At 63.2% G+C, this 20,439-nt stretch carries 19 protein-coding genes and 1 riboswitch; of the genes, 14 read left to right on the forward strand and 5 right to left on the reverse strand.

From position 1 onward, the window contains the following. Positions 1-453: 453 nt before the first annotated feature. Positions 454-1,533: a porin gene (locus NCG91_RS20650; protein ID WP_251351009.1), complete on the forward strand. Its 1,080-nt coding sequence runs from the start codon at positions 454-456 to the stop codon at positions 1,531-1,533. Here NCG91_RS20650 and NCG91_RS20655 read toward each other — a convergent pair. Beyond that, a complete protein-coding gene (locus tag NCG91_RS20655) occupies positions 1,530-3,614 on the reverse strand; it encodes a putative bifunctional diguanylate cyclase/phosphodiesterase (protein ID WP_251351010.1) in 2,085 nt (694 codons plus the stop codon). The two genes, NCG91_RS20650 and NCG91_RS20655, sit on opposite strands and share 4 nt — an antisense overlap. Before the next feature lie 294 nt (positions 3,615-3,908). On the opposite strand from NCG91_RS20655, the gene NCG91_RS20660 reads away from it, so the two are divergent. The 12 genes from NCG91_RS20660 (at position 3,909) to NCG91_RS20715 (ending at position 15,334) form a co-directional block, all read left to right on the forward strand. Continuing rightward, positions 3,909-4,592, forward strand: a complete 684-nt coding sequence (locus NCG91_RS20660) for a Crp/Fnr family transcriptional regulator (protein ID WP_251351108.1) — start codon at positions 3,909-3,911, stop codon at positions 4,590-4,592. A 49-nt stretch (positions 4,593-4,641) separates the two neighbouring features. After that, complete coding sequence (locus NCG91_RS20665) at positions 4,642-6,546, forward strand: hybrid sensor histidine kinase/response regulator (protein WP_251351011.1); 1,905 nt, start codon at positions 4,642-4,644, stop codon at positions 6,544-6,546. 28 nt (positions 6,547-6,574) lie between these two features. Continuing rightward, positions 6,575-7,423 carry a response regulator gene (locus tag NCG91_RS20670; RefSeq protein ID WP_251351012.1) on the forward strand — a complete coding sequence of 283 codons (849 nt, stop codon included), beginning with the start codon at positions 6,575-6,577 and terminating at the stop codon, positions 7,421-7,423. Beyond that, positions 7,420-7,674 carry a hypothetical protein gene (locus NCG91_RS20675; RefSeq protein WP_077399591.1) on the forward strand — a complete coding sequence of 85 codons (255 nt, stop codon included), beginning with the start codon at positions 7,420-7,422 and terminating at the stop codon, positions 7,672-7,674. The genes NCG91_RS20670 and NCG91_RS20675 overlap by 4 nt, the downstream gene beginning before the upstream one ends. Positions 7,675-7,782: 108 nt before the next feature. Beyond that, positions 7,783-7,898, forward strand: a riboswitch (TPP riboswitch). A 79-nt stretch (positions 7,899-7,977) separates the two neighbouring features. Beyond that, entirely contained in the window at positions 7,978-9,891 is a 1,914-nt protein-coding gene (gene thiC, locus NCG91_RS20680) for a phosphomethylpyrimidine synthase ThiC (RefSeq protein ID WP_099665500.1), read from the forward strand. A gap of 20 nt (positions 9,892-9,911) precedes the next feature. Continuing rightward, positions 9,912-10,115 carry a sulfur carrier protein ThiS gene (gene thiS / locus NCG91_RS20685; protein WP_285817193.1) on the forward strand — a complete coding sequence of 68 codons (204 nt, stop codon included), beginning with the start codon at positions 9,912-9,914 and terminating at the stop codon, positions 10,113-10,115. A gap of 25 nt (positions 10,116-10,140) precedes the next feature. Beyond that, positions 10,141-10,935 (forward strand): thiazole synthase, encoded by a 795-nt coding sequence (locus NCG91_RS20690; RefSeq protein WP_251351014.1) that lies wholly within the window; start codon positions 10,141-10,143, stop codon positions 10,933-10,935. Beyond that, positions 10,935-11,699, forward strand: a complete 765-nt coding sequence (thiD, locus tag NCG91_RS20695) for a bifunctional hydroxymethylpyrimidine kinase/phosphomethylpyrimidine kinase (RefSeq protein ID WP_251351015.1) — start codon at positions 10,935-10,937, stop codon at positions 11,697-11,699. Before NCG91_RS20690 ends, thiD begins: the two co-directional genes overlap by 1 nt. Before the next feature lie 10 nt (positions 11,700-11,709). Further along, on the forward strand, positions 11,710-12,345 hold the full coding sequence (gene thiE, locus NCG91_RS20700; RefSeq protein ID WP_251351016.1) for a thiamine phosphate synthase: 636 nt from the start codon (positions 11,710-11,712) through the stop codon (positions 12,343-12,345). Positions 12,346-12,412: 67 nt separating this feature from the next. Beyond that, complete coding sequence (locus tag NCG91_RS20705; RefSeq protein WP_034749164.1) at positions 12,413-13,045, forward strand: ANTAR domain-containing response regulator; 633 nt, start codon at positions 12,413-12,415, stop codon at positions 13,043-13,045. Positions 13,046-13,171: 126 nt separating this feature from the next. Then, complete coding sequence (locus NCG91_RS20710) at positions 13,172-14,278, forward strand: S-(hydroxymethyl)glutathione dehydrogenase/class III alcohol dehydrogenase (RefSeq protein ID WP_034749160.1); 1,107 nt, start codon at positions 13,172-13,174, stop codon at positions 14,276-14,278. A gap of 201 nt (positions 14,279-14,479) precedes the next feature. Then, a complete protein-coding gene (locus NCG91_RS20715; protein ID WP_143451388.1) occupies positions 14,480-15,334 on the forward strand; it encodes a hypothetical protein in 855 nt (284 codons plus the stop codon). Between the two features lie 13 nt (positions 15,335-15,347). Here NCG91_RS20715 and NCG91_RS20720 read toward each other — a convergent pair whose 3' ends face one another. After that, a complete protein-coding gene (locus tag NCG91_RS20720) occupies positions 15,348-15,884 on the reverse strand; it encodes a GNAT family N-acetyltransferase (protein WP_251351017.1) in 537 nt (178 codons plus the stop codon). Next, the gene (locus tag NCG91_RS20725; RefSeq protein ID WP_251351018.1) at positions 15,869-16,156 is read right to left on the reverse strand and encodes a hypothetical protein; all 288 of its coding nucleotides are present in this window, start codon (positions 16,154-16,156) and stop codon (positions 15,869-15,871) included. Before NCG91_RS20725 ends, NCG91_RS20720 begins: the two co-directional genes overlap by 16 nt. Before the next feature lie 100 nt (positions 16,157-16,256). On the opposite strand from NCG91_RS20725, the gene NCG91_RS20730 reads away from it, so the two are divergent. Further along, complete coding sequence (locus NCG91_RS20730; protein ID WP_099665494.1) at positions 16,257-18,566, forward strand: UvrD-helicase domain-containing protein; 2,310 nt, start codon at positions 16,257-16,259, stop codon at positions 18,564-18,566. A gap of 64 nt (positions 18,567-18,630) precedes the next feature. Here NCG91_RS20730 and NCG91_RS20735 read toward each other — a convergent pair whose 3' ends face one another. Then, on the reverse strand, positions 18,631-19,422 hold the full coding sequence (locus tag NCG91_RS20735) for a BPSS1780 family membrane protein (protein WP_034784808.1): 792 nt from the start codon (positions 19,420-19,422) through the stop codon (positions 18,631-18,633). Between the two features lie 2 nt (positions 19,423-19,424). Continuing rightward, positions 19,425-20,381, reverse strand: a complete 957-nt coding sequence (locus tag NCG91_RS20740) for a homoserine kinase (RefSeq protein ID WP_251351019.1) — start codon at positions 20,379-20,381, stop codon at positions 19,425-19,427. Positions 20,382-20,439: the final 58 nt, after the last annotated feature.

A 20,439-nucleotide genomic window follows, 5' to 3' on the forward strand; every position in this document is an offset into this window, starting at 1 on the left:
GCATCGGGAGGGGGTCGTAAGCCCGTGTTTTGGCGGCCTGGCGAGTCGTTTTACTGCAACAGAACGGGGATCAAGGCGCTGCCGATGCTATAATGCCGGCCTCGCGCCTCCTGCCTCATCCTTGCGGACGGCGCCTGCAGACGCGGTTGTATCAACGTTTTATATCCAACACGCGCCCGCGTCTCAAGGCCAGCGCATCCGCGATGCCAGCCACCTTCAGCGCGTCCCCTTCGGGCCGGGCGCCTGAGCCACGCGCACCGCCAGCGGTGCACCATTCACGGCGGAATACCGCGCGCCATCGTCTTTATCGGCCGCGCCGCCACAGCTTAGCCAGGAATGTTGTTATCTGGCCCGTCGTCTTTCGATACGGCATGTAACTACGGCGCGCCTTGACGCCTGTGGCCGCGCCATGGCCGCGCGCTTTCCCGGTTTTGCCTTTACAAGGAAACCAGCATGAAAAAACTCTCGATCAGTGTCGGCCTCGTTTCGACCATCGCCACCCTGGGCGCCTTGCCTGCCGCTCACGCCCAGTCGTCCGCCGGCCCGTCGTCAGTCACCCCGTCGTCAGTCACCATCTATGGCTTGATGGATGCGGGCCTGGTGCAGGAAGGCGGCGTCAGCAAGCTCACCAGCGGCGTATCGGCCGGCTCGCGCCTGGGCGTGCGCGGCACGGAATCCCTGGGCAATGGCTTGCACGCCGTGTTCACCCTGGAAGCGGGCGTCCTGAGCGACACGGGCCGCTCCGACCAGGCGGGGCAATTGTTCGGCCGCCAGGCGTTTGTCGGCATCGACAGCCCGCTGGGCATGCTGACCGTGGGCCGCCAGTACAACCTGCAAAGCCAGGCGCTGACCGACGTGGCCGATCCGTTCGAGGGCGGCCTGGCCGGCGCGGCGACCAACCTGGCCGGCTATTCGGCCACGCGCATCGACAATACCGTGCGCTACACCTCGCCGGAATGGCGCGGCGTGACGGGCACCGTCATGTATGGTGCCGGCGAGCACACGGGGATTGCGGCAGATCAACGTTCGCTGGGCCTGGCATTGGGTTATGTCAACGGCCCCCTGACCTTGCGCCTGGCGCGCCAGAGCCGTGCCGGCGAGCCGGGCAAGGCCGACGTGAATAACACCATTCTGGCCGGCAATTACAACTTTGGCGTGGCCACGGCGTTTGCCGGCTATGGCCGCAACACGGGCGATGGCAGCAGCATGTTCTTTGCGGAAAATCCGTACGGCGCGGCGCAGGCGCCGGCCCAGTCCACCGACAGCCGCGACGCCATCGTCGGCGTCTCCGTGCCGCTCGGCGCGACGACCCTGCTGGCCTCGTATGTGCGCAAGGATGACCGCGATGCGGCCAACCGCGACGCGCAGCAGCTGGCCATCGGCGCCACGTATGCCTTGTCCAAGCGCAGCAAGGTGTATGTTGCCTACGCGCATATCCGCAACCGCAACGACGCTGCCTACATGGTGGGCAATGCAATCGAAGTGGGCAGCGGCAACCGCGCCTTCAACATCGGCCTGCGCCACGCTTTTTAAGCGGGCAGCATGTTGCCTTCGAGCAGCAATGTCTCGAAAGCGGCGGCGGCCAGGGGGCGGCTGAACAAATAGCCCTGCATCTGGTCGCAGCCGTGCTGGCGCAGGAAGTCCAGCTGCTGCGCCGTTTCCACGCCTTCTGCGATCACTTTCAGGCGCAGGCTGTGCGCCAGTGAAATGATGGCGCGCACGATGGCCGCGTCGTCCATGCTGTGCGTGATGTCGCTGACGAAGGTTTTGTCGATTTTCAATACGTCGATGGGGAAGTGGCGCAGATAGGCCAGGCTGGAATAGCCGGTGCCGAAGTCATCGATGGACAGTTGCACGCCCAGTCCCTTCAGCTTGGCCATGATGACCGTGGCTTGTTCTACGTCATGCATGACCATGCTTTCCGTCAACTCCAGTTCCAGATGGGCCGCGGCGAGTCCCGTGTCCGCCAGCGCCTGCGCCACCGCGTGCAGCAGGTTCTTTTGCTTGAATTGCCTCGCCGACAGATTGACGGCCAGGCGCAGCGGGCCATGGCCGGCCAGCTGCCAGGCGCGCGCCTGGGCGCATGCCGTGCGCAGCACCCAGTCGCCGATGGGCGTGATCAAGCCCATTTCCTCGGCCAGGCCGATGAAGCTGGCCGGCGGAATCCGTCCCAGCTGCGGGTGGGTCCAGCGCAGCAGCGCTTCCATGCCCACCACCGTGCCGCTGGCCAGGTCCAGCTGGGGCTGGTATTCGAGGTGAAATTGCCCCCGCTCCAGGGCGTGGCGCAACTCGCTTTCCAGTCCCAGCCGTTCCAGGGTGCCCGTATTCATGCTCGCGGCATAGAATTGCCAGTGGCCCCGTCCTTGTTCCTTCGCGCGGTACATGGCGATGTCGGCGTGCTTGATCAGCGTGTCGGCATCGTCGCCATCGTCGGGATACACGGCCACGCCCATGCAGCAGCTGAGGAAAAATTCATATTCGCCCAGTTGCAGCGGTTGCGTCACGGCGTCCTGGATGCGCTGCAGGATGGCGACGCCCGGTTCGCCATTGCCATGCTGGGGCAACAGCAGCACGAATTCGTCGCCGCCCAGGCGCGCCACGGTGTCGACTTCGCGCGTCGCGTCGCGCAGGCGCTCGGCCACGCTTTTCAGCACCAGGTCGCCCGCATCGTGGCCCAGGGTATCGTTGACGAATTTAAAACGGTCGAGGTCGATGAAAACCACCCACAGGGGCAGGCCGCTGCGCCGCGTCACGGCCATCGCCTGCTCCAGCCGTTCGCGCAGCAGGGCCCGGTTGGCCAGGCCCGTCAGGATATCGTGCCTGGCCTGGAATTCCAGTTCCTGTTCGAAACGCATGACGGTGCTGATGTCGTATTGCGCTACGACAAAGTGGCTGACGGGGCCATCGCCATCGTCGCGCACGGGAGCGACGAACAGCTCGCTCCAGTAGCAGCTGCCATCCTTGCGGAAATTGCGCACGATGGCCTTGCCTTCGCGCTGTTCGCGCAGGGCCGCCGTAATGGCGTGCATGTCTTGCCGCCCTTGCTCGGGACCTTGCAAGTCTTCCAGGCGCTGGCCGATGACTTCGCCGGCCGCATAGCCGGTGATGCGTTCGAAGGCGGGGTTGACGTATTCGATCAGGTAGCCGGGCGCGTCGGCGCTGCACAGGATGATGGCATTGGCCGATACTTCGATGATGCGTTCGCGCAGCCGCAGCGACTTTTCATTGTGCATGCGCGCGGCGATGTCTTCGGACAGGCGCAAATTGGCAAACTGCAGCGCCGCCGTGCGTTCGCCCGTGATGCGGGCAATCACGGAATTGCGCGACACCAGCTGATACACATACGCGGCCGCCAGCAGGCTCGACAGCAAACCGCCCAGCAGCACATACAGCGAGCCGCGGTGGTTGGCGTCCAGGCCCATGCCTTTGGCCGGCAGCAGGGCGGCGCCCAGGGTATGCGCGCTGGCGTGGTACTGCAGCAGCAGCCGGGTGCTTTCCGACTCGATCTGGCGCGCCGAGGCGTAGCACAGGGCCGTCAGACACAGTCCGAACGCCAGGGTGAGCAGGGCCGAAGTGGAAACGGAAATGGAGATGCGCTTGAAGAATGATTGCATGGTGACGTCCCGTGGCAGCGCCGGTGCCGATCCATGATCAGGCAGGCCGGGCAGTGACTGACTGTAGGGCGGGCGGCGAAATACCGTCCGTTCGCTACCGAACGGACGGCCATGCCGGCAAGAAATATAGTCGGGGCACCGTGCCAGCGCTGTGTTACGCTGCACCACATGGCGGCCCTCGTTCGGACGCCTTTCATCGATCCCCTAGCTGACGACTGGAAACCAGGAAACCTGCCCGTGTCGAGTCCGCATGCCCAGTTGCACAACCCGAATCAAAACCATTTGCTTGCCGCCATGCTCGACGCCGATTTCGCGCGCCTGGCCCCGTACCTGGAGCAAGTGTCGATGCTGCTCGGCGACGTGATCTACGATTCGGGCGACAAGCTGCAGCATGTGTATTTCCCCACCACGGCCATCGTTTCCATTCATTACCTGTTGGAAAATGGCGGTTCGTCGGAAATTGCCGGTGTCGGCAATGAAGGCGTCGTGGGCGTGTCGCTGTTTATGGGCGGCAACTCGACACCGAGCCGCGCCGTCGTGCAGACGGGCGGCGTCGGCTACCGGCTGAAGGCGCATTTGCTGATGGAAGAGTTCGACCGCGCGGGGCCCGTCATGCGCTTGCTGCTGCGCTATACGCAGGCGCTGATCACGCAAATGTCGCAGACGGCCGTGTGCAACCGCCACCATACGGTGGAGCAGCAGCTGTGCCGCTGGCTGCTGCTGACCATGGACCGCTTGCCGAACCGCGAGCTGACGATGACGCAGGAGTTGATCGCCAACATGCTGGGCGTGCGCCGCGAAGGCGTGACGGAAGCGGCCGGGCGCCTGCAGCAGCGCGGCTTCATCAGCTACCGGCGCGGCCATATTTCCGTGCTGGACCGTGCCGGCCTCGAAGGCCATGTGTGCGAGTGCTATGGCGTGGTCAAAAAGGAATTTGCGCGCCTGCTGTCGGACGTGCGCCAGCGCCAGGCTTCCTGAAGACCGCACTGCCTCGTATTCTTATCGTTGTCATAGCCCGGGCTACCTCATGCAATCTGTCGAAAACATTCCCCCGCGCGCACCGTCGCGCTGGCCCATGGCGCTGGCGTTTTCCTTCAGCGCCGTCGCGCTGCTGGCCGTCGGCGTGCTGGCCTGGCGCGCGCCGTTCGAGACGGCTTGCGTCATCGACGCGCTGGTCTTCTTGCTGCTGATGCTGCTCGTGGCACTGTACCGGCGCACGGTGGCGGCCAGCCTGCCGCGCCAGCTGCTCAAGGCGGGCGCCTTGCAGGATGCGATCTTCAACAGCGCCAATTTCTCGTGCATCGCCACCGATGCGCAGGGCGTGATCCAGATTTTCAATGTGGGCGCCGAACGCATGCTCGGTTATGCGGCGAGCGACGTGGTCGACAAGCTGACGCCGGCCGGCATTTCCGATGCGCAAGAAATCGTCGCGCGCGCGGCCGCCCTCAGCGCCGAACTCGACACCGTCATCACGCCGGGCGTGGAAGCGCTCGTCTTCAAGGCCACGCGCGGCATCGAAGACATCTATGAACTGACCTACATCCGCAACGATGGCAGCCGCTTCCCCGCCATCGTTTCCGTGACGGCCTTGCGCGATGCGCAGAGCAAGGTCATCGGCTACTTGCTGATCGGCACGGACAATACGGCACGCAAGCAGGTCGAGGCGGAACAGGCGCTGCTGGACCAGCGCCTGCGCGAACAGCAGGCGTACACGCGCTCGCTCGTCGAGACCAACAATGCCGAGCTGAAGAAGGCGCGCCTGGTGGCGGAAAAGGCCAACCGCGCCAAGTCCGAATTCCTGTCGAGCATGAGCCACGAATTGCGCACGCCGTTGAATGCCGTGCTGGGCTTTGCGCAGCTGATGGCGTCCGACGTGCCGCCGCCCACCGTGCCGCAGCAGCGCTCGATCGAACAGATCCTCAAGGGCGGCTGGTACCTCTTGCGCTTGATCAATGAAATCCTCGACCTGGCCATGATCGAATCGGGCAAGGTGACGTTGTCGCAGGAAGCGATGTCCCTGCTCGACGTGCTGCAGGATTGCCAGGCGATGATCGCGCCGCAGGCGGAAAAACGGGGCATCAGCCTGCATTTCCCCCGCTGCGGCGAAGCCTACTTCGTGCATGCGGACCGCACGCGCGTGAAACAGGTGATGATCAACCTGTTGTCGAACGCCATCAAATACAACCAGGGCGGCGGTTCCGTCACCGTCGACTGCAGCCAGCGCGGCGCCAAGGTGCGCGTCAGCGTGCGCGACAGCGGCGCCGGCCTCGATGCGGGGCAGGTGGCGCAGCTGTTCCAGCCCTTCAACCGCCTGGGACAGGAAAACAGCACGGAAGAGGGCACGGGCATCGGCCTCGTCGTCACCAAGCAGCTGATTGAATTGATGGGCGGCACCATCGGCGTCGACAGCACGGTCGGCGTGGGCACCACCTTCTGGTTCGAGCTGGCCGCCACCAATGCGCCGGCACTGATGCTGGGCGACGGCGATGCGCTGCCGCAGGTGCAGGAAGCGCAGGAAAGCCAGCGCACCTTGCTGTACGTGGAAGACAATCCCGCCAACCTGGCGCTGGTCGAGCAATTGATCGCCCGCCGCAGCGACTTGAAGTTGCTCACGGCCATCGATGCGCACCTGGGCATCGACCTGGCGCGCACGTATCAGCCGGACGTGATCTTGATGGATATCAACCTGCCCGGCATCAGCGGCTATGGTGCCCTGCATATCCTGCACGACGATCCGCTCACGAAACATATTCCCGTGATGGCCCTGTCGGCCAACGCCGTGCCGCGCGACATCGAAAAGGGCCTGGAAGCGGGCTTCTTCCGCTACCTGACCAAGCCGATCAAGGTCGTCGAATTCATGGATGCGCTCGACGTGGCCCTGCACCACGCGGCCGCGCACGGCCTGGCCGACGACACTCATGCAGTACGCTAATTCAGCATTTATTTTTAGGAATACCGCCATGCTTCAAGCCACCGAGATCCTGAACGCCAGCATCCTCATCGTCGATGACCAGGAGGCCAACGTCATGCTGCTGGAACAGGTGCTGCGCAATGCCGGCTATACGCGCATCACCTCCACCATGGACCCGCAAGCCGTGCGCGCGCTGCACCAGCAGCACCGCTACGACCTGATCCTGCTCGACTTGCAGATGCCGGAAATGGATGGTTTTGAAGTCATGGAAGGCTTGCGCGACCTCGAGGCGGGCAGCTATCTGCCCGTGCTGGTGATCACGGCCCAGCCCGGCCACAAGCTGCGCGCGCTACAGGCGGGCGCCAAGGATTTCGTCAGCAAGCCCTTCGACCTGGTGGAAGTCAAGACGCGCATCCACAACATGCTGGAAGTGCGATTGCTGTACCAAAAGCTGGCCGAATACAACAAGTCGCTGGAACAGATGGTGGAAGTGCGCACGGCGGAGTTGCGCGAAAGCGAAGCGCGCTTCCAGCGCTTCACGGAACTGTCGTCCGACTGGTACTGGGAACAGGATGCGCAGGGCAACTTGACGCGCTTTTCCGGCCCCGTGGCTGAAATGCTGGGCATCGGCAGCGAGGAAGAGCCGCAACGCTGGAACGCGGCCGAACGCGCCTTGCTCGACGCCAAGATTGCCGCAAGGGAACCGTTTCTCGACTTTATCTACAGCCGCGCCAACCTCGACGGCAGCACGCAATACCTGCAGGTGAGCGGCGAACCGATGTTCGACACGGGCAGCCGCTTCATCGGCTACCGCGGCATCGGCCTCGATGTCACGGAGCGCCATCGCAGTGCCCGATTTATACTGGGCGCCATCGATACAGACCAGGAAAAATCATGACCGACAAATCTCCCTCCTACTGGTTCCCCGCCAAGACCTATGGCTGGGGCTGGGGCTTGCCCATCACCTGGCAAGGCTGGCTGGTGTTCCTGGCCGCGCTGGCGCTGTTCGCCTGCGGCGCCTTCCTGTTTCCCCCGCAAACCATGCTGGTCGGCTACATCGTCTATGAAGTGGCCATCGTTGCCGTGCTCATTTTCATCTGCCAGCTGAAGGGCGAACCGACCAGCTGGCGCTGGGGCAAGAAGAAATAAGCGCGCTGCCGTCTGTTGCAATGCAGCAGATGCGCAAAGACGACACCTGCAAGAAATCATCTGGCCACGCGGCGTGAACCGCGTATAATTGGCTCGCTGCCGCAAGGCGGCAAACGCTAGGGGTCCTGCCTTTCGCTGTGGAAACACGGTGCAAGCGCGGGTGAGAAATACCCTCCGAACCTGATCTGGATAATGCCAGCGAAGGGAAGCTTTAGGATGACTGCACCCCGCTTTTCCGCGTGCGCAATTCCGAACCTCCTTAGCTGGCTCCAGGCTTAAAAATAGTCTAGCCAAGGAGCCAAAATGAACGCCAACCCGAAATTCCTCTCCGCCACCGCCACGGTCGACGAAGCCGCCATCGCGCCGCTGCCCAATTCGCGCAAGATCTACGTGCAGGGCAGCCGCCCCGACATCCGCGTGCCCATGCGCGAAATCAGCCAGTCCGACACGGAAGCGTCGTTCGGCGGCGAAAAGAATCCGCCGATCTACGTCTATGACACATCCGGCCCGTACACGGACCCGGACGTGAATATCGACATCCGCTCCGGCCTCGATACGCCGCGCCTGCCATGGATCATGGAGCGTGCCGACACGGAAGAATTGCCCGGCCCCACCTCCGACTACGGCATCGCCCGCCTGGCGGACCCGAAACTGGCCGAGCTGCGTTTCAATTTGCACCGCAAGCCGCGCCGCGCCATTGCCGGCAAGAACGTGACGCAGATGCATTACGCGCGCCAAGGCATCATCACGCCGGAAATGGAATTCGTCGCCATCCGCGAAAACATGCGCCGCCAGGAGTATTTGCGCGAGCTCAAGGCTTCCGGCCCCATGGGCGAGCGCCTGGCCGACCTGATGGGCCGCCAGCACCCGGGCCAGTCCTTCGGCGCCAGCATCCCGGTCGAAATCACGCCGGAATTCGTGCGCGAGGAAATCGCCCGCGGCCGCGCCATCATCCCCGCCAATATCAATCACCCGGAAGTGGAGCCGATGATTATCGGCCGCAATTTCCTGGTGAAAATCAATGCGAATATCGGCAATTCCGCCGTAACCTCTTCCATCGGCGAGGAAGTGGAAAAGATGACCTGGGCCATCCGCTGGGGCGGCGATAACGTGATGGACTTGTCGACCGGCAAGCACATCCACGAGACGCGCGAATGGATCGTGCGCAACAGCCCCGTGCCCATCGGCACCGTGCCCATCTACCAGGCGCTGGAAAAGGTCAATGGCAAGGCGGAAGATCTGACGTGGGAAATCTTCCGCGACACCCTGATCGAGCAGGCCGAGCAGGGCGTCGATTACTTCACCATCCACGCGGGCGTGCTGCTGCGCTATGTGCCGATGACAGCCAAGCGCCTGACGGGCATCGTTTCGCGCGGCGGCTCCATCATGGCGAAATGGTGTCTGGCGCACCACCAGGAATCGTTCCTCTACACGCATTTCGAAGAAATTTGCGAAATCATGAAGGCGTATGACGTGTCGTTCTCGCTGGGCGACGGCTTGCGCCCCGGCTCCATCTACGACGCCAATGACGAGGCGCAGCTGGGCGAATTGAAAACCCTGGGCGAGCTGACGCAAGTTGCCTGGAAGCACGACGTGCAAGTGATGATCGAAGGTCCGGGCCACGTGCCCATGCAATTGATCAAGGAAAACATGGACTTGCAGCTGGAACAGTGCGGCGAGGCGCCGTTCTACACCTTGGGGCCGCTGACAACGGATATCGCGCCCGGCTACGACCACATCACCTCGGGCATCGGCGCAGCCATGATCGGCTGGTATGGCACGGCCATGCTGTGCTACGTGACGCCGAAGGAACACCTGGGCTTGCCGAACAAGGCGGACGTCAAGGACGGCATCATCACGTACAAGATCGCGGCGCACGCGGCCGACCTGGCGAAAGGCCATCCGGGCGCGCAAATCCGCGACAACGCGCTGTCGAAAGCCCGCTTCGAATTCCGCTGGGACGACCAGTTCAACATCGGCCTGGACCCGGACAAGGCGCGTGAATTCCACGATGAAACCTTGCCCAAGGATTCGGCCAAGGTGGCGCATTTCTGCTCCATGTGCGGCCCCCATTTCTGCTCGATGAAGATCACGCAGGAAGTGCGCGAATACGCGGCCGGCATGGGCATCGCGGAAGACAAGGCGCTGCAGCAGGGGATGGAGGTGAAAGCCATCGAATTCATCAAGAACGGCGCCGAGCTGTACCGCAAGGTCTGAAGGAGGGCGTGATGACTGCATTGATCGACATCACGCTCAACGGCGCGCCGCACCAGGTGCCGCCGGGGCAAACCCTGGACCAATTGATCGCCGCGCTGTCGCTGGAAAACCAGGCGCTGGCGCTGGCCGTCAACCGCAACGTCGTGCCGCGCAAGGCGTGGCACGACCGGGTCCTGGAAATTCAAGACCAGGTGGAAATCGTACGCGCGATTGGCGGCGGTTAAGTTGAGAATAGACAAGGAAACGCACATGCATACCGCAACAAACAACGACCTGCTGACCATCGCAGGCAAACAGTATCGATCGCGCCTGCTGGTGGGCAGCGGCAAGTACAAGGATTTGCCGCAGACGCGCGAAGCGACGGACGCGGCCGAGGCGCAGATCATCACGGTGGCGATCCGCAGGGTGAATATCGGGCAAGATCCGAACGCGCCCAGCCTGCTGGACTTCGTGCCGCCCGACCAGTACACGATTTTGCCGAACACGGCCGGCTGCTACAACGCGAAAGACGCCGTGTACACCCTGCAACTGGCGCGGGAGCTCCTGGGCGGGCGCAATCTGGTGAAACTGGAAGTGCTGGGCGATGAAAAGACGCTGTTTCCGCACATGCCGGAAACCCTGGTCGCGGCCGAAGCGCTGGTCAAGGATGGCTTCGACGTGATGGTCTACTGCAGCGACGATCCGATCCAGGCGAAGATTCTGGAAGACATCGGCTGTGTGGCCGTCATGCCGCTCGCGTCCCTGATCGGCTCGGGCATGGGCATCTTGAATCCGTGGAACTTGTCCTTGATCATAGACCAGGCGAAAGTGCCCGTACTCGTCGATGCGGGCGTGGGCACGGCGTCGGATGCGGCCATCGCCATGGAACTCGGTTGCGATGGCGTGCTGATGAATACGGCGATTGCCGGCGCGCGCGACCCCGTGCGCATGGCGCATGCGATGAAGCTGGCTGTGCGGGCCGGGCGCGAAGCGTTTTTGGCGGGGCGCATGCCGCGCAAGTTCGCCGCCTCGCCTTCGTCGCCGATGGCGGGCCGGCTGGTGTGATGGCGCGACGGCGTCCCACCGTGCTGGTGTTTGCCGGCGCCGACCCGTCGGGCGGCGCCGGCATCGCCGCCGATATTCTAGCGATTGCGGCGCAGGGCGCGCATGCCTTGCCCGTGATCACGGCGCTGACGGTGCAGGACAACGACCGCGTGTTTGCTGTCGAGCCTGTGGCCCCGGAATTGCTGCGCCGCCAGGCGCAGGCGTTGATCGCCAAGGTCGCCATCGATGCCGTGAAAATCGGCATTCCCGGCAGCGCGGCGAATGCGGCCGTCATCGCGCAACTGATCGCCCAATTGCGGCTGTCCCGGCCGAACTTGCCCGTCGTGCTCGATCCCGTGCTGGCCAGCGGCCATGGCGACGTGCTCAGCCGGGACGACGCCGTGCTGGCACTGGCGCCCTTGCTGCCGATGACTACCGTCATCGTACCGAACGGGCCGGAAGCGCTGGCCCTCGGTGGCGCAGATAACCTGCGCGCGCAAGGCTGTGGACACGTGCTGGTGACGGGCGGCCACGGCGACGGCGAGGAGATCGTCAACCGCTGGCTGGACGGTGACGGGCGCGCGCGCGAGTGGCGCTGGCCGCGCCTGCCCGGCGAATTCCACGGCAGCGGCTGCACGTTGGCGTCCGCCATTGCGGCCCGCCTGGCGCTGGGCCAGGCATTGCCCGAAGCGCTTGATGGCGCGCAAAACTATTGCCATGCGGCTCTGGCCGGCGCGTATGCGATTGCGCCAGGTCAACTCATGCCGCAACGATTCATTGAATAAGGAAAACATCATGCGTGGACTGTATCTGGTCACCCCGAACTGGGATGACACCGACCGCCTGCTCGATATCACGGAGCAGGCTTTGTACGGCGGCGTGGCCCTGCTGCAATACCGCCACAAGAGCGCCGACGCGGAGCAGCGGCGCGAACAGGCGGGCGCCTTGCTGGCCCTGGCCCGCAAGTATGGCGTGCCTTTCATCATCAACGATTTCATCGAACTGTGCGAAGAGCTGGACGCGGACGGCGTGCACGTGGGCGGCACGGACGCGTCCGTGGCGCAGGTACGCGCGCGCCTGGGTAGCGGCAAGATCGTCGGCGCTTCCTGCTATGGCGACATGGCCCTGGCGCGCACGGCAGCAGAGGGCGGCGCCAGCTACGTGGCCTTCGGCGGCTTTTATCCATCGCTGGTGAAAAAGTATCCGGTGACGACGCCCCTGGATATCGTGCTGCAGGCGAAACGCGAAATCGCCTTGCCCTGCGTGGTGATCGGCGGCATGACGCCGGAGAACGCGGCGCCGCTGGTGGCGCGCGGCGCCGACATGGTGGCGGCGATCAGCAGCGTATTTGGCAAGGGATCTCAGGCGGACGATGTGGATATTGCAGTGCAGCAATTCAATCTTCTGTTTGCGCAGGCTGGGGAGGCGTGAGGGGGCGGATTTGGCGAATAATCGGCATATAATAAGGGCATCATTCATTACCGAGGTCCCTTTACCCATGAGTCAGCCAGCCGCCGCGAAACGCCTTATCCTGATCGTTGACGATGACCAGCTCCTGTTGGAATTCCTTGGCGAAGTCCTGCGCCATGCCGGCTACGAGACGGCCCTGGCCCATTCGGCCGAAGTGGCGCTGCAGCTGATCGCCCAGCGCGAGCCTGACCTGGCCTTGCTCGACATCCACATGCCGGGCATGTCCGGCCTGGAACTGGCCAAGCGCCTGCACGGCGAAACGGCCGTGCCATTCATGTTCCTGTCCGGCAGCGGCGACAGCGAATCGGGCAAGCAGGCGGCCGCCTACGGCGCCGTCGGCTATGTCGTCAAACCCGTCGACGAAGGCCGCTTGATGCCGGCGTTCGAAGCGGGCCTGGCGCGCGCCGATGAAATCCGCCAGCTGCGCCGCACCGAGCTGAACCTGAACGCGGCCCTGGCCGCCGGCCGGGAAACGAGCCTGGCCGTCGGTTTGCTGATGGGCAAGTTCCAGACGGACCGCAACACGGCGTTCGAAGTGCTGCGCGACCACGCCCGCTCCAGCCGCCGCAAGATCAATGAAATCGCCAGCCAGCTGCTGCTGGCCGAGGAAACCCTGAACGGCTTGCACGGCGCGTTTTTGAACCGGGCGAAAACCAAGTAAGAGTTTCAAGTAAGAGTTTCAAGTAAGCGTTGCACCGGCGCCGGCGTGGCATGTCGGCGCCTGCCTTGTTATGATGTGACGATACGGCGCGCTGGCGCGCCTGGTTCAACCATACACAGGACACACATGAAAACCAAAGCAGCGATTGCATGGAAGGCGGGCGCGCCTTTGACCATCGAGGAAGTCGACCTGGCCGGCCCGCGCGAGGGCGAGGTACTGGTCGAGATCAAGGCTACGGGCATTTGCCACACCGATTACTACACCCTGTCGGGCGCCGATCCGGAAGGCATCTTCCCATCCATCCTCGGCCATGAAGGCGCCGGCATCGTCGTCGACGTGGGTCCTGGCGTGAAAAGCCTGAAGAAGGATGACCACGTCATCCCCCTGTACACGCCGGAATGCCGCCAGTGCAAATTCTGCCTGTCGCAAAAGACCAACCTGTGCCAGTCGATCCGCTCGACCCAGGGCCGCGGCCTGATGCCGGACGCGACGTCGCGCTTTTCCATCGACGGCAAGCCCATCTTCCACTACATGGGCACGTCCACCTTCTCGAACTACATCGTCGTGCCGGAAATCGCCCTGGCGAAGATCCGCGAAGACGCGCCTTTCGATAAAGTCTGCTACATCGGCTGCGGCGTGACGACGGGCGTGGGCGCCGTGCTGTTCACGGCCAAGGTCGAGGCGGGCGCCAACGTGGTCGTGTTCGGCCTGGGCGGCATCGGCTTGAACGTGATCCAGGCGGCCAAGATGGTCGGCGCCGACAAAATTATCGGCGTGGACATCAACCCGGCGCGCCAGGCCATCGCGCGCAAGTTCGGCATGACGCATTTCGTCAACGCCAACGAGGTGGAAAACGTTGTCGATACCATCGTGCAGCTGACGGACGGCGGCGCCGACTATTCGTTCGAATGCATCGGCAACACCACCACCATGCGCCAGTCGCTCGAGTGCTGCCACAAGGGCTGGGGCCAGTCCATCATCATCGGCGTGGCGGCGGCCGGCCAGGAAATTTCCACGCGTCCGTTCCAGCTGGTGACGGGGCGCGTGTGGAAAGGTTCCGCTTTCGGCGGCGCGCGCGGCCGCACGGACGTGCCGAAGATCGTCGACTGGTACATGGAAGGCAAGCTCAATATCGATGATTTGATCACACACAGGCTGAAGCTCGATGATATCAATCAAGGTTTCGACTTGATGAAGAGCGGTGAATCGATCCGCTCCGTCGTGCTGTATTAATTAATTGAAATTTAATTGAAATACGCCGTACCACGGCGTTTTTGCGGAGGCTGCGGCCTCCGTTTTTTTTTGCCCGGCATGCCATCCATCGCCGGTGTTTGCCATCCAGGCAGGTCTTTTTGCAGCCTGTCGCACGGCGCTGGAGGCCAGGTCCGCTTGCCGCTACAGTCAACGCTCCACTACTTTTGCGACGAGGCAGCCATGACCACTTCCCATCGTTTGATCCTCAGCCTGGCCGGTATCCTGCTTGGCGGCAGCGCGCTGGCCGTGCAGCCGCCGCAACCGCCCGCGCCACCGGCCCCGCCGGCCGCACCCAGCGTGCAGGTCAGCCGTTCGCTCGACAAGGGCGAAAGCTATGCGCTGGTCGATGGCACCAGGGATAGCGAGGGCGTCATCGTCATCGACAGCGATATTCACTCGGAGCAGGTGGAAAAACTCAAGCGCTCGATCAAGGGGCCGTTTCTGTGGTTCCGCGACCAGGGGCAGGCCTATGTGCTGCAGGATGCGGCCTTGCTGGGCAAGGTGCGCACGGCATGGGAACCCTCGAAACAGCTGGGCAAGGAGATGAGCGCGCTTGGCGATCAAATGGGCGCGCATGGCAAGGCCATGGGTGAAATGGGCCGCAAGATGGGCGCCCGCAGCCTGGAAAAGGGCAGCGCGCGCGAATCGGAACAGCTGCGCTTGCTGGGCCGCCAGCAGCAGGAACTGGGCCGCAAGCTCGGCGACGCCTCGCGCCGCCAGGCGCTGGCGACGAGCGACACGGCGCGCCGCGCGGCCGAGCGCGACGTGGAAGGCCTGCAGCAGCAGATGGAAGATGCGCAGGACAAAATGGAAGAGATCAACGACCGCATCGCCGACGTACACGAGCGCGAGGCCGAGAAAATGGAGCAAATGTCGCGCCAGATGGAGCAGCGCGGCAAGCCGATGGAAGCGCTGGGCAAGCAAATGGGCGACCTGGGCCGCCAGCAGGAAAAAGTCGTCAAGATCGCGGACAAGACCACGCGCCAGGTGATCGCCCAGGCGCTCAGCGAGGGCAAGGCCAAGCTGGTGCGCTGAAGGATGTGCTCAATTAGCAGGCCAGTGGCTTGCGCATCAGGCAGCGCAGCGCCGGATCGTGTCCGTCCTGCGCTTCGCGCGCCAGCTTGAGCGCGTGGCCTGCGCCCAGCGCCGCAGCCCCGATTTCGCTGAAACCATGGCGCGCATAGTAGGGTGCGTTCCATGGCAGGTGGCGATACGTGCTGAGCGTCAGGCAGGCGCAGCCCAGCGCCCGGGCATGGGCCGCTGCCGCGTCGAGCAAGCGCGCGCCCACGCCCTGCCGTTGATGCGGCAGGGCAACGGACAATTCCACGATGAACAGTTGCCCGTCGAGCGGTTCGGCGGCCAGGAAGCCTGCCGGCTCAGCGTGCCCATCGGCGGCCACCCATACGCCGCCCTCGCGCTGCAGCGCCTGTAAGGTGCTCAATGGTAAGGGTTCTCCCTGCGCCAGCCACGCCAGTCCGGGGCCGGCCTGCGCAAACAGGGCCGCGGCGCTGCGCTCGACCTGGGCCAGCAGGGGCAGGTCGGCGCTGCTGGCTGTGCGGATGGCGTACTTCACGGTGTATGCCACGCGGCAGCCACGGCGCGGTATTGCGCCGGCAACTGCCTGGCGTCGTCCTCGCTGGCATATGTGTCATCCTGCACCGTGTCCCAGCGCGCGTCGCAGCTGAAACGGTAGACTTGCGCTTCGTCCCCGTAGCGGCATACGGCCAGGCCGTGGATGGCGATGGGGGCGGCGCCATCTTCAGCGGCAACATGGCCGAAAGGCAAGTCGGACCAGGCCCAGGCCAGTACGCGGGCGCCGTCGAGGTGGCTGGGAGGTGTCATGAGCGTTGTTTTCATCAGCTGTGCAGTGATGCCGATTGTAGCGCGCACGCGGCGAATCCGGCGCGACCGCTGGACAAATGCACAGTATTTTTAGCCATGCCGGTATAATCACGGCATGCAAAATCTTCTTCACAACCTCAATCCCGAACAATTGGCTGCCGTCACCTTGCCGGCGCAGCATGCGCTGATCCTGGCGGGCGCCGGTTCGGGCAAGACCCGCGTGCTGACCACCCGCATCGCGTGGCTGATCCAGACCCAGCAGGTATCGCCGCCCGGCATCCTGGCCGTGACGTTTACCAACAAAGCCGCCAAGGAAATGCTCACGCGCCTGTCGGCCATGCTGCCGATTAACACGCGCGGCATGTGGATCGGCACCTTCCACGGCCTGTGCAACCGCTTGCTGCGCACGCACTACCGCGACGCGGCCTTGCCGCAAACGTTCCAGATCCTCGATTCGCAGGATCAATTGTCCGTGATCAAGCGTTTGTTGAAGGCAAACAACATCGATGATGAAAAATTCCCGCCGAAGACGGTGATGTATTTCATCAACAACGCCAAGGACCAGGGTTTGCGCGCCACGGATGTGGAAGCGTATGACGCGCACGAGCGCAAGATGGTCGAGCTGTACCAGCTGTACGACGACCAGTGCCAGCGCGAAGGCGTCGTCGATTTTGCCGAATTGCTGCTGCGCACGTATGAATTGTTGAGCCGCAACCAGCCCTTGCGCGAACACTACCAGGCGCGTTTCCGCCATATTTTGGTGGACGAGTTCCAGGATACGAACAACCTGCAATACAACTGGCTCAAATTGCTGGCCGGCCACGGCAGCCGCGATGGCGGCGCCCTGTTTGCCGTCGGCGACGATGACCAGAGCATCTATGCGTTCCGCGGCGCCAACGTGGGCAACATGAGTGCCTTCGAGCATGAGTTCCAGGTGAAGAACTTGATCAAGCTGGAGCAGAACTACCGCTCGCACGGCCACATCCTCGACAGCGCCAACGTATTGATCGCGAACAATAGCAAGCGCCTGGGCAAGAATCTGCGCACGGACGCGGGCCATGGCGAGCAGGTGCGCGTGTATGAAGCCAGTTCCGACTTGCAGGAAGCGCAATGGATCATCGAAGAGGCGAAAAGCCTGATCGCCGATGGCGCGTCGCGCAGTGAAATCGCCATCTTGTACCGCTCGAATGCGCAGTCGCGCGTGATCGAACACGCGCTGTTCTCGGCCGCGATTCCATATCACGTGTATGGCGGCCAGCGCTACTTCCAGCGCGCCGAGGTCAAGCACGCGATTGCCTATTTGCAATTGATGGACAATCCGCACAACGATTCGGCCTTCTTGCGCGTGGTCAATTTCCCCACGCGGGGCATCGGCATGCGCTCGATCGAGCAATTGCAGGCCGCGTCGGAACAGTACGGCATTTCGCTGTATGCGGCCGTGCCCTACGTGGCGGGCAAGGCGGGCAGCGTGCTGGCCGGCTTCGTCAAGCTGATCGAAGGCGTGCGTTTCGAAACGCAGCAATTGTCCTTGCCGGAAATGGTCAGAGTGGTGCTGGAAGCGAGTACCTTGCTGCAACATTATCAGAATGAAAAGGAAGGCGCCGACCGCATCGAGAACCTGGAGCAGATGGTCAGCGCGGCCAGCCAGTTCATTTCCGAAGAAGGTTTTGGCCAGGGCGCGCCCGCGCATTTGGGGCCAGCGGCCCAGGCGCAGTCGGGTGCGCCCGTCGTGAACCAGGACGGCATCGAAATCCTCGATGCCGACGCGCCGCTGCCGGCCGTGATGTCGCCGCTCTCCGCCTTCCTGTCGCACGCGTCGCTGGAAGCGGGCGATAACCAGGCGCAGGCGGGCCAGGATGCGCTGCAGATGATGACGGTGCACTCGGCCAAGGGCCTGGAATTCGACAACGTGTTCATTACCGGCCTGGAAGAGGGCCTGTTCCCGCACGAAAGCAGCTCGAAGGAAGACAACGGCGTGGAAGAGGAACGCCGGCTGATGTACGTGGCCATCACGCGCGCGCGCAAACGCTTATATATGAGCTTTTCGCAGACGCGCATGCTGCACGGCCAGACGCGCTACAACATGAAGTCGCGCTTCTTCGACGAATTGCCGGAAGAATCGCTGAAATGGCTGTCGCCGAAGGTGCAGGCGAACTGGTTCGGCAACCGCAAGTCGGCCTGGGACGAGGCGCCGAAGCTGGCCAGCCTGGGTTCGGACAATGCGATTGCGCAAAAGATCGCGCAAAAAGCCACGGGCGGCGGCTGGCGCATCGGCGAATCCGTGGCGCACGCCAAGTTCGGCGAAGGCGTGATCGTCAATATCGAAGGCGGCGGCGGCAATGCGCGCGCGCAAATCAATTTCGGCCAGCACGGCATGAAGGTGCTCGACCTGGGCATCGCCAAGCTGGAGCGATTGGGGCGTTGAGACACGAGCGGCCATAAAAAAGGGCAGCCTGCGCAGGCTGCCCTTTTTTCATGCGGCGTGAAAATCAGTCGTTGGGCTTGTCCAGCGACACCGTCTTGCTCTCATCGACGGGCAGGCCGAAGATCTGGCGGTAGGCGGCGTAGAACGAGCAATGCATGATGATGGTGAGAATCATCGACAGCGGCATCATCAGTTGCATCATCAGCGGCGTGCGGCCAAAGATGACGGCCAGCAACTGGCTGGTGACGACGCTGATGGCGAACCAGGTGGCGGCGAAGACGATGAAGGCCGACAGCGAACGCCAGACGGCGAAAAAGCTGAAGAACAGCGCCTTGCCCAGCCCGGTTTGTTTCCAGTAGATCAGCGGTGCGGCAAAGCAGAAGGCCATGGCGGCCGGCACGTACAGCACGATGGCCAGCAAGATGCCGAGGCCCAGGCGCGATTCGGGGATGGCGGTGCGCGCCGCTTCTTCCGTCAATTGCCCCGTGACCAGTTGCCACAGCAAGCCGTCGTCCACCAAAGTCGAGGCGCCGATGGCCACGATGGCCATCAGGATGTACAGCACGCCCAGGCCGAACAGGGAAGGAAAGGCCGGCTTGCGGAAGCCCGAGATCAACAGGCTGGGCAAGACGCGCTTGCCCTGGTCGATGTTCAGGCAGCCTTGCACGAAGGCGACGGAAAAGACGGGGACGAGGATGACGGGCAGCATCTGGCCGAGCACGGGCACGATGCTGACGGCCAGCATGCAGAACATATAGCCGAGAAACAGCATCGACATGCCGCCAGGTTGCTTGCGAAACAGGGCGAAGCCTTGTTTCACCCATTGCCAACCTGTACTTGCAGGTAATTTTTCCATGTTTAAAACAGTTCCGGAGCAGGTGTGGCGATACGTTCGCGCAGAATGCGTTCGAAATGCGTGGGATCGTGCGGGGTCAGCATTTCCGCTTCGCGCGGCTGGTAATAATCGTACAGGCGCGACAGCCAGAAGCGCAGCGCGGCGGCGCGCAGCATCGGTTGCCATGCCGTCTGTTCTTCATGCGTAAACGGACGCACGGCCTGGTAGGCGTCGAGCAGGGCGCGCACTCTTGCCGTGTCGAGCACGCCCGTGGCCAGGTCCACGCACCAGTCGTTGACGGTGACGGCCACGTCGAACAGCCAGGTGTCGCAGCCGGCAAAGTAAAAGTCGAAAAAGCCCGTCAGTTGTTCGCCGTCAAACATGACGTTGTTGCGGAACAAGTCGGCATGCACGGGACCGCGCGGGATGGCTTTATACGTATCGCAGGCAGCAAAGGCGTCCTGGAAGTGGATTTCCGCGCGCAGCAAATGGGCTTTGGCGTCGTCGAGGTGGTGCAGGACGAGGGGCGTGGTGGTGTTCCACCAGTCCAGGCCCCGCAGATTCGGCTGTTGCAGGGGGAAGTCCTGCGCCGCCAGGTGCATCTTCGCCAGCATGGCGCCCACGGCCGCGCAATGCACGGCTTGCGGCGCCATCTGCGAGCTGCCGTCGAGTTTGCTGACGATGGCGGCCGGCTTGCCTTGCAAGGCCGTCACCAGTTCGCCGTCCGCATTGGCGATCGGCGCCGGCACCAGTACGCCCCGGTCCGCCAAATGGCGCATCAGTTGCAGATAAAACGGCAATTGTTCGAAGCTGAGGTTTTCAAAGATCGTCAGCACATACTCGCCGCGCTCCGTGCTCAGGAAGAAATTGCTGTTCTCGATGCCGGACGCGATGCCCTTGAGCGCCAGAGGTTTGCCGAGTGGAAATTGCGTGATCCACTGGCCGATATCGTCCAGGTGTAGCGCGGTAAAAACTGCCATGGGAAAGAGAGGAATGGTCTAAAAGGTCAAAAAAAGCCGGCTGCCCCGCAGGTGGCCG

Origin of the sequence: Janthinobacterium kumbetense (assembly GCF_023703445.1) — a bacterium.
GTDB lineage: Bacteria > Pseudomonadota > Gammaproteobacteria > Burkholderiales > Burkholderiaceae_D > Janthinobacterium > Janthinobacterium kumbetense.

Excerpts from the sequence above, each read along its gene's own strand:
- NCG91_RS20660 (WP_251351108.1), top strand. The coding sequence starts at position 3,909 with ATGCTCGACGCCGATTTCGCGCGCCTGGCCCCGTACCTGGAGCAAGTG.
- NCG91_RS20650 (WP_251351009.1), top strand. The coding sequence starts at position 454 with ATGAAAAAACTCTCGATCAGTGTCGGCCTCGTTTCGACCATCGCCACC.
- NCG91_RS20670 (WP_251351012.1), top strand. The coding sequence starts at position 6,575 with ATGCTTCAAGCCACCGAGATCCTGAACGCCAGCATCCTCATCGTCGAT.
- NCG91_RS20705 (WP_034749164.1), top strand. The coding sequence starts at position 12,413 with ATGAGTCAGCCAGCCGCCGCGAAACGCCTTATCCTGATCGTTGACGAT.
- NCG91_RS20690 (WP_251351014.1), top strand. The coding sequence starts at position 10,141 with ATGCATACCGCAACAAACAACGACCTGCTGACCATCGCAGGCAAACAG.
- NCG91_RS20730 (WP_099665494.1), top strand. The coding sequence starts at position 16,257 with ATGCAAAATCTTCTTCACAACCTCAATCCCGAACAATTGGCTGCCGTC.
- NCG91_RS20735 (WP_034784808.1), bottom strand. The coding sequence starts at position 19,422 with ATGGAAAAATTACCTGCAAGTACAGGTTGGCAATGGGTGAAACAAGGC.
- NCG91_RS20665 (WP_251351011.1), top strand. The coding sequence starts at position 4,642 with ATGCAATCTGTCGAAAACATTCCCCCGCGCGCACCGTCGCGCTGGCCC.
- thiD (WP_251351015.1), top strand. The coding sequence starts at position 10,935 with ATGGCGCGACGGCGTCCCACCGTGCTGGTGTTTGCCGGCGCCGACCCG.
- NCG91_RS20655 (WP_251351010.1), bottom strand. The coding sequence starts at position 3,614 with ATGCAATCATTCTTCAAGCGCATCTCCATTTCCGTTTCCACTTCGGCC.
- thiC (WP_099665500.1), top strand. The coding sequence starts at position 7,978 with ATGAACGCCAACCCGAAATTCCTCTCCGCCACCGCCACGGTCGACGAA.
- NCG91_RS20715 (WP_143451388.1), top strand. The coding sequence starts at position 14,480 with ATGACCACTTCCCATCGTTTGATCCTCAGCCTGGCCGGTATCCTGCTT.
- NCG91_RS20675 (WP_077399591.1), top strand. The coding sequence starts at position 7,420 with ATGACCGACAAATCTCCCTCCTACTGGTTCCCCGCCAAGACCTATGGC.
- thiE (WP_251351016.1), top strand. The coding sequence starts at position 11,710 with ATGCGTGGACTGTATCTGGTCACCCCGAACTGGGATGACACCGACCGC.
- NCG91_RS20710 (WP_034749160.1), top strand. The coding sequence starts at position 13,172 with ATGAAAACCAAAGCAGCGATTGCATGGAAGGCGGGCGCGCCTTTGACC.
- NCG91_RS20740 (WP_251351019.1), bottom strand. The coding sequence starts at position 20,381 with ATGGCAGTTTTTACCGCGCTACACCTGGACGATATCGGCCAGTGGATC.
- NCG91_RS20725 (WP_251351018.1), bottom strand. The coding sequence starts at position 16,156 with ATGAAAACAACGCTCATGACACCTCCCAGCCACCTCGACGGCGCCCGC.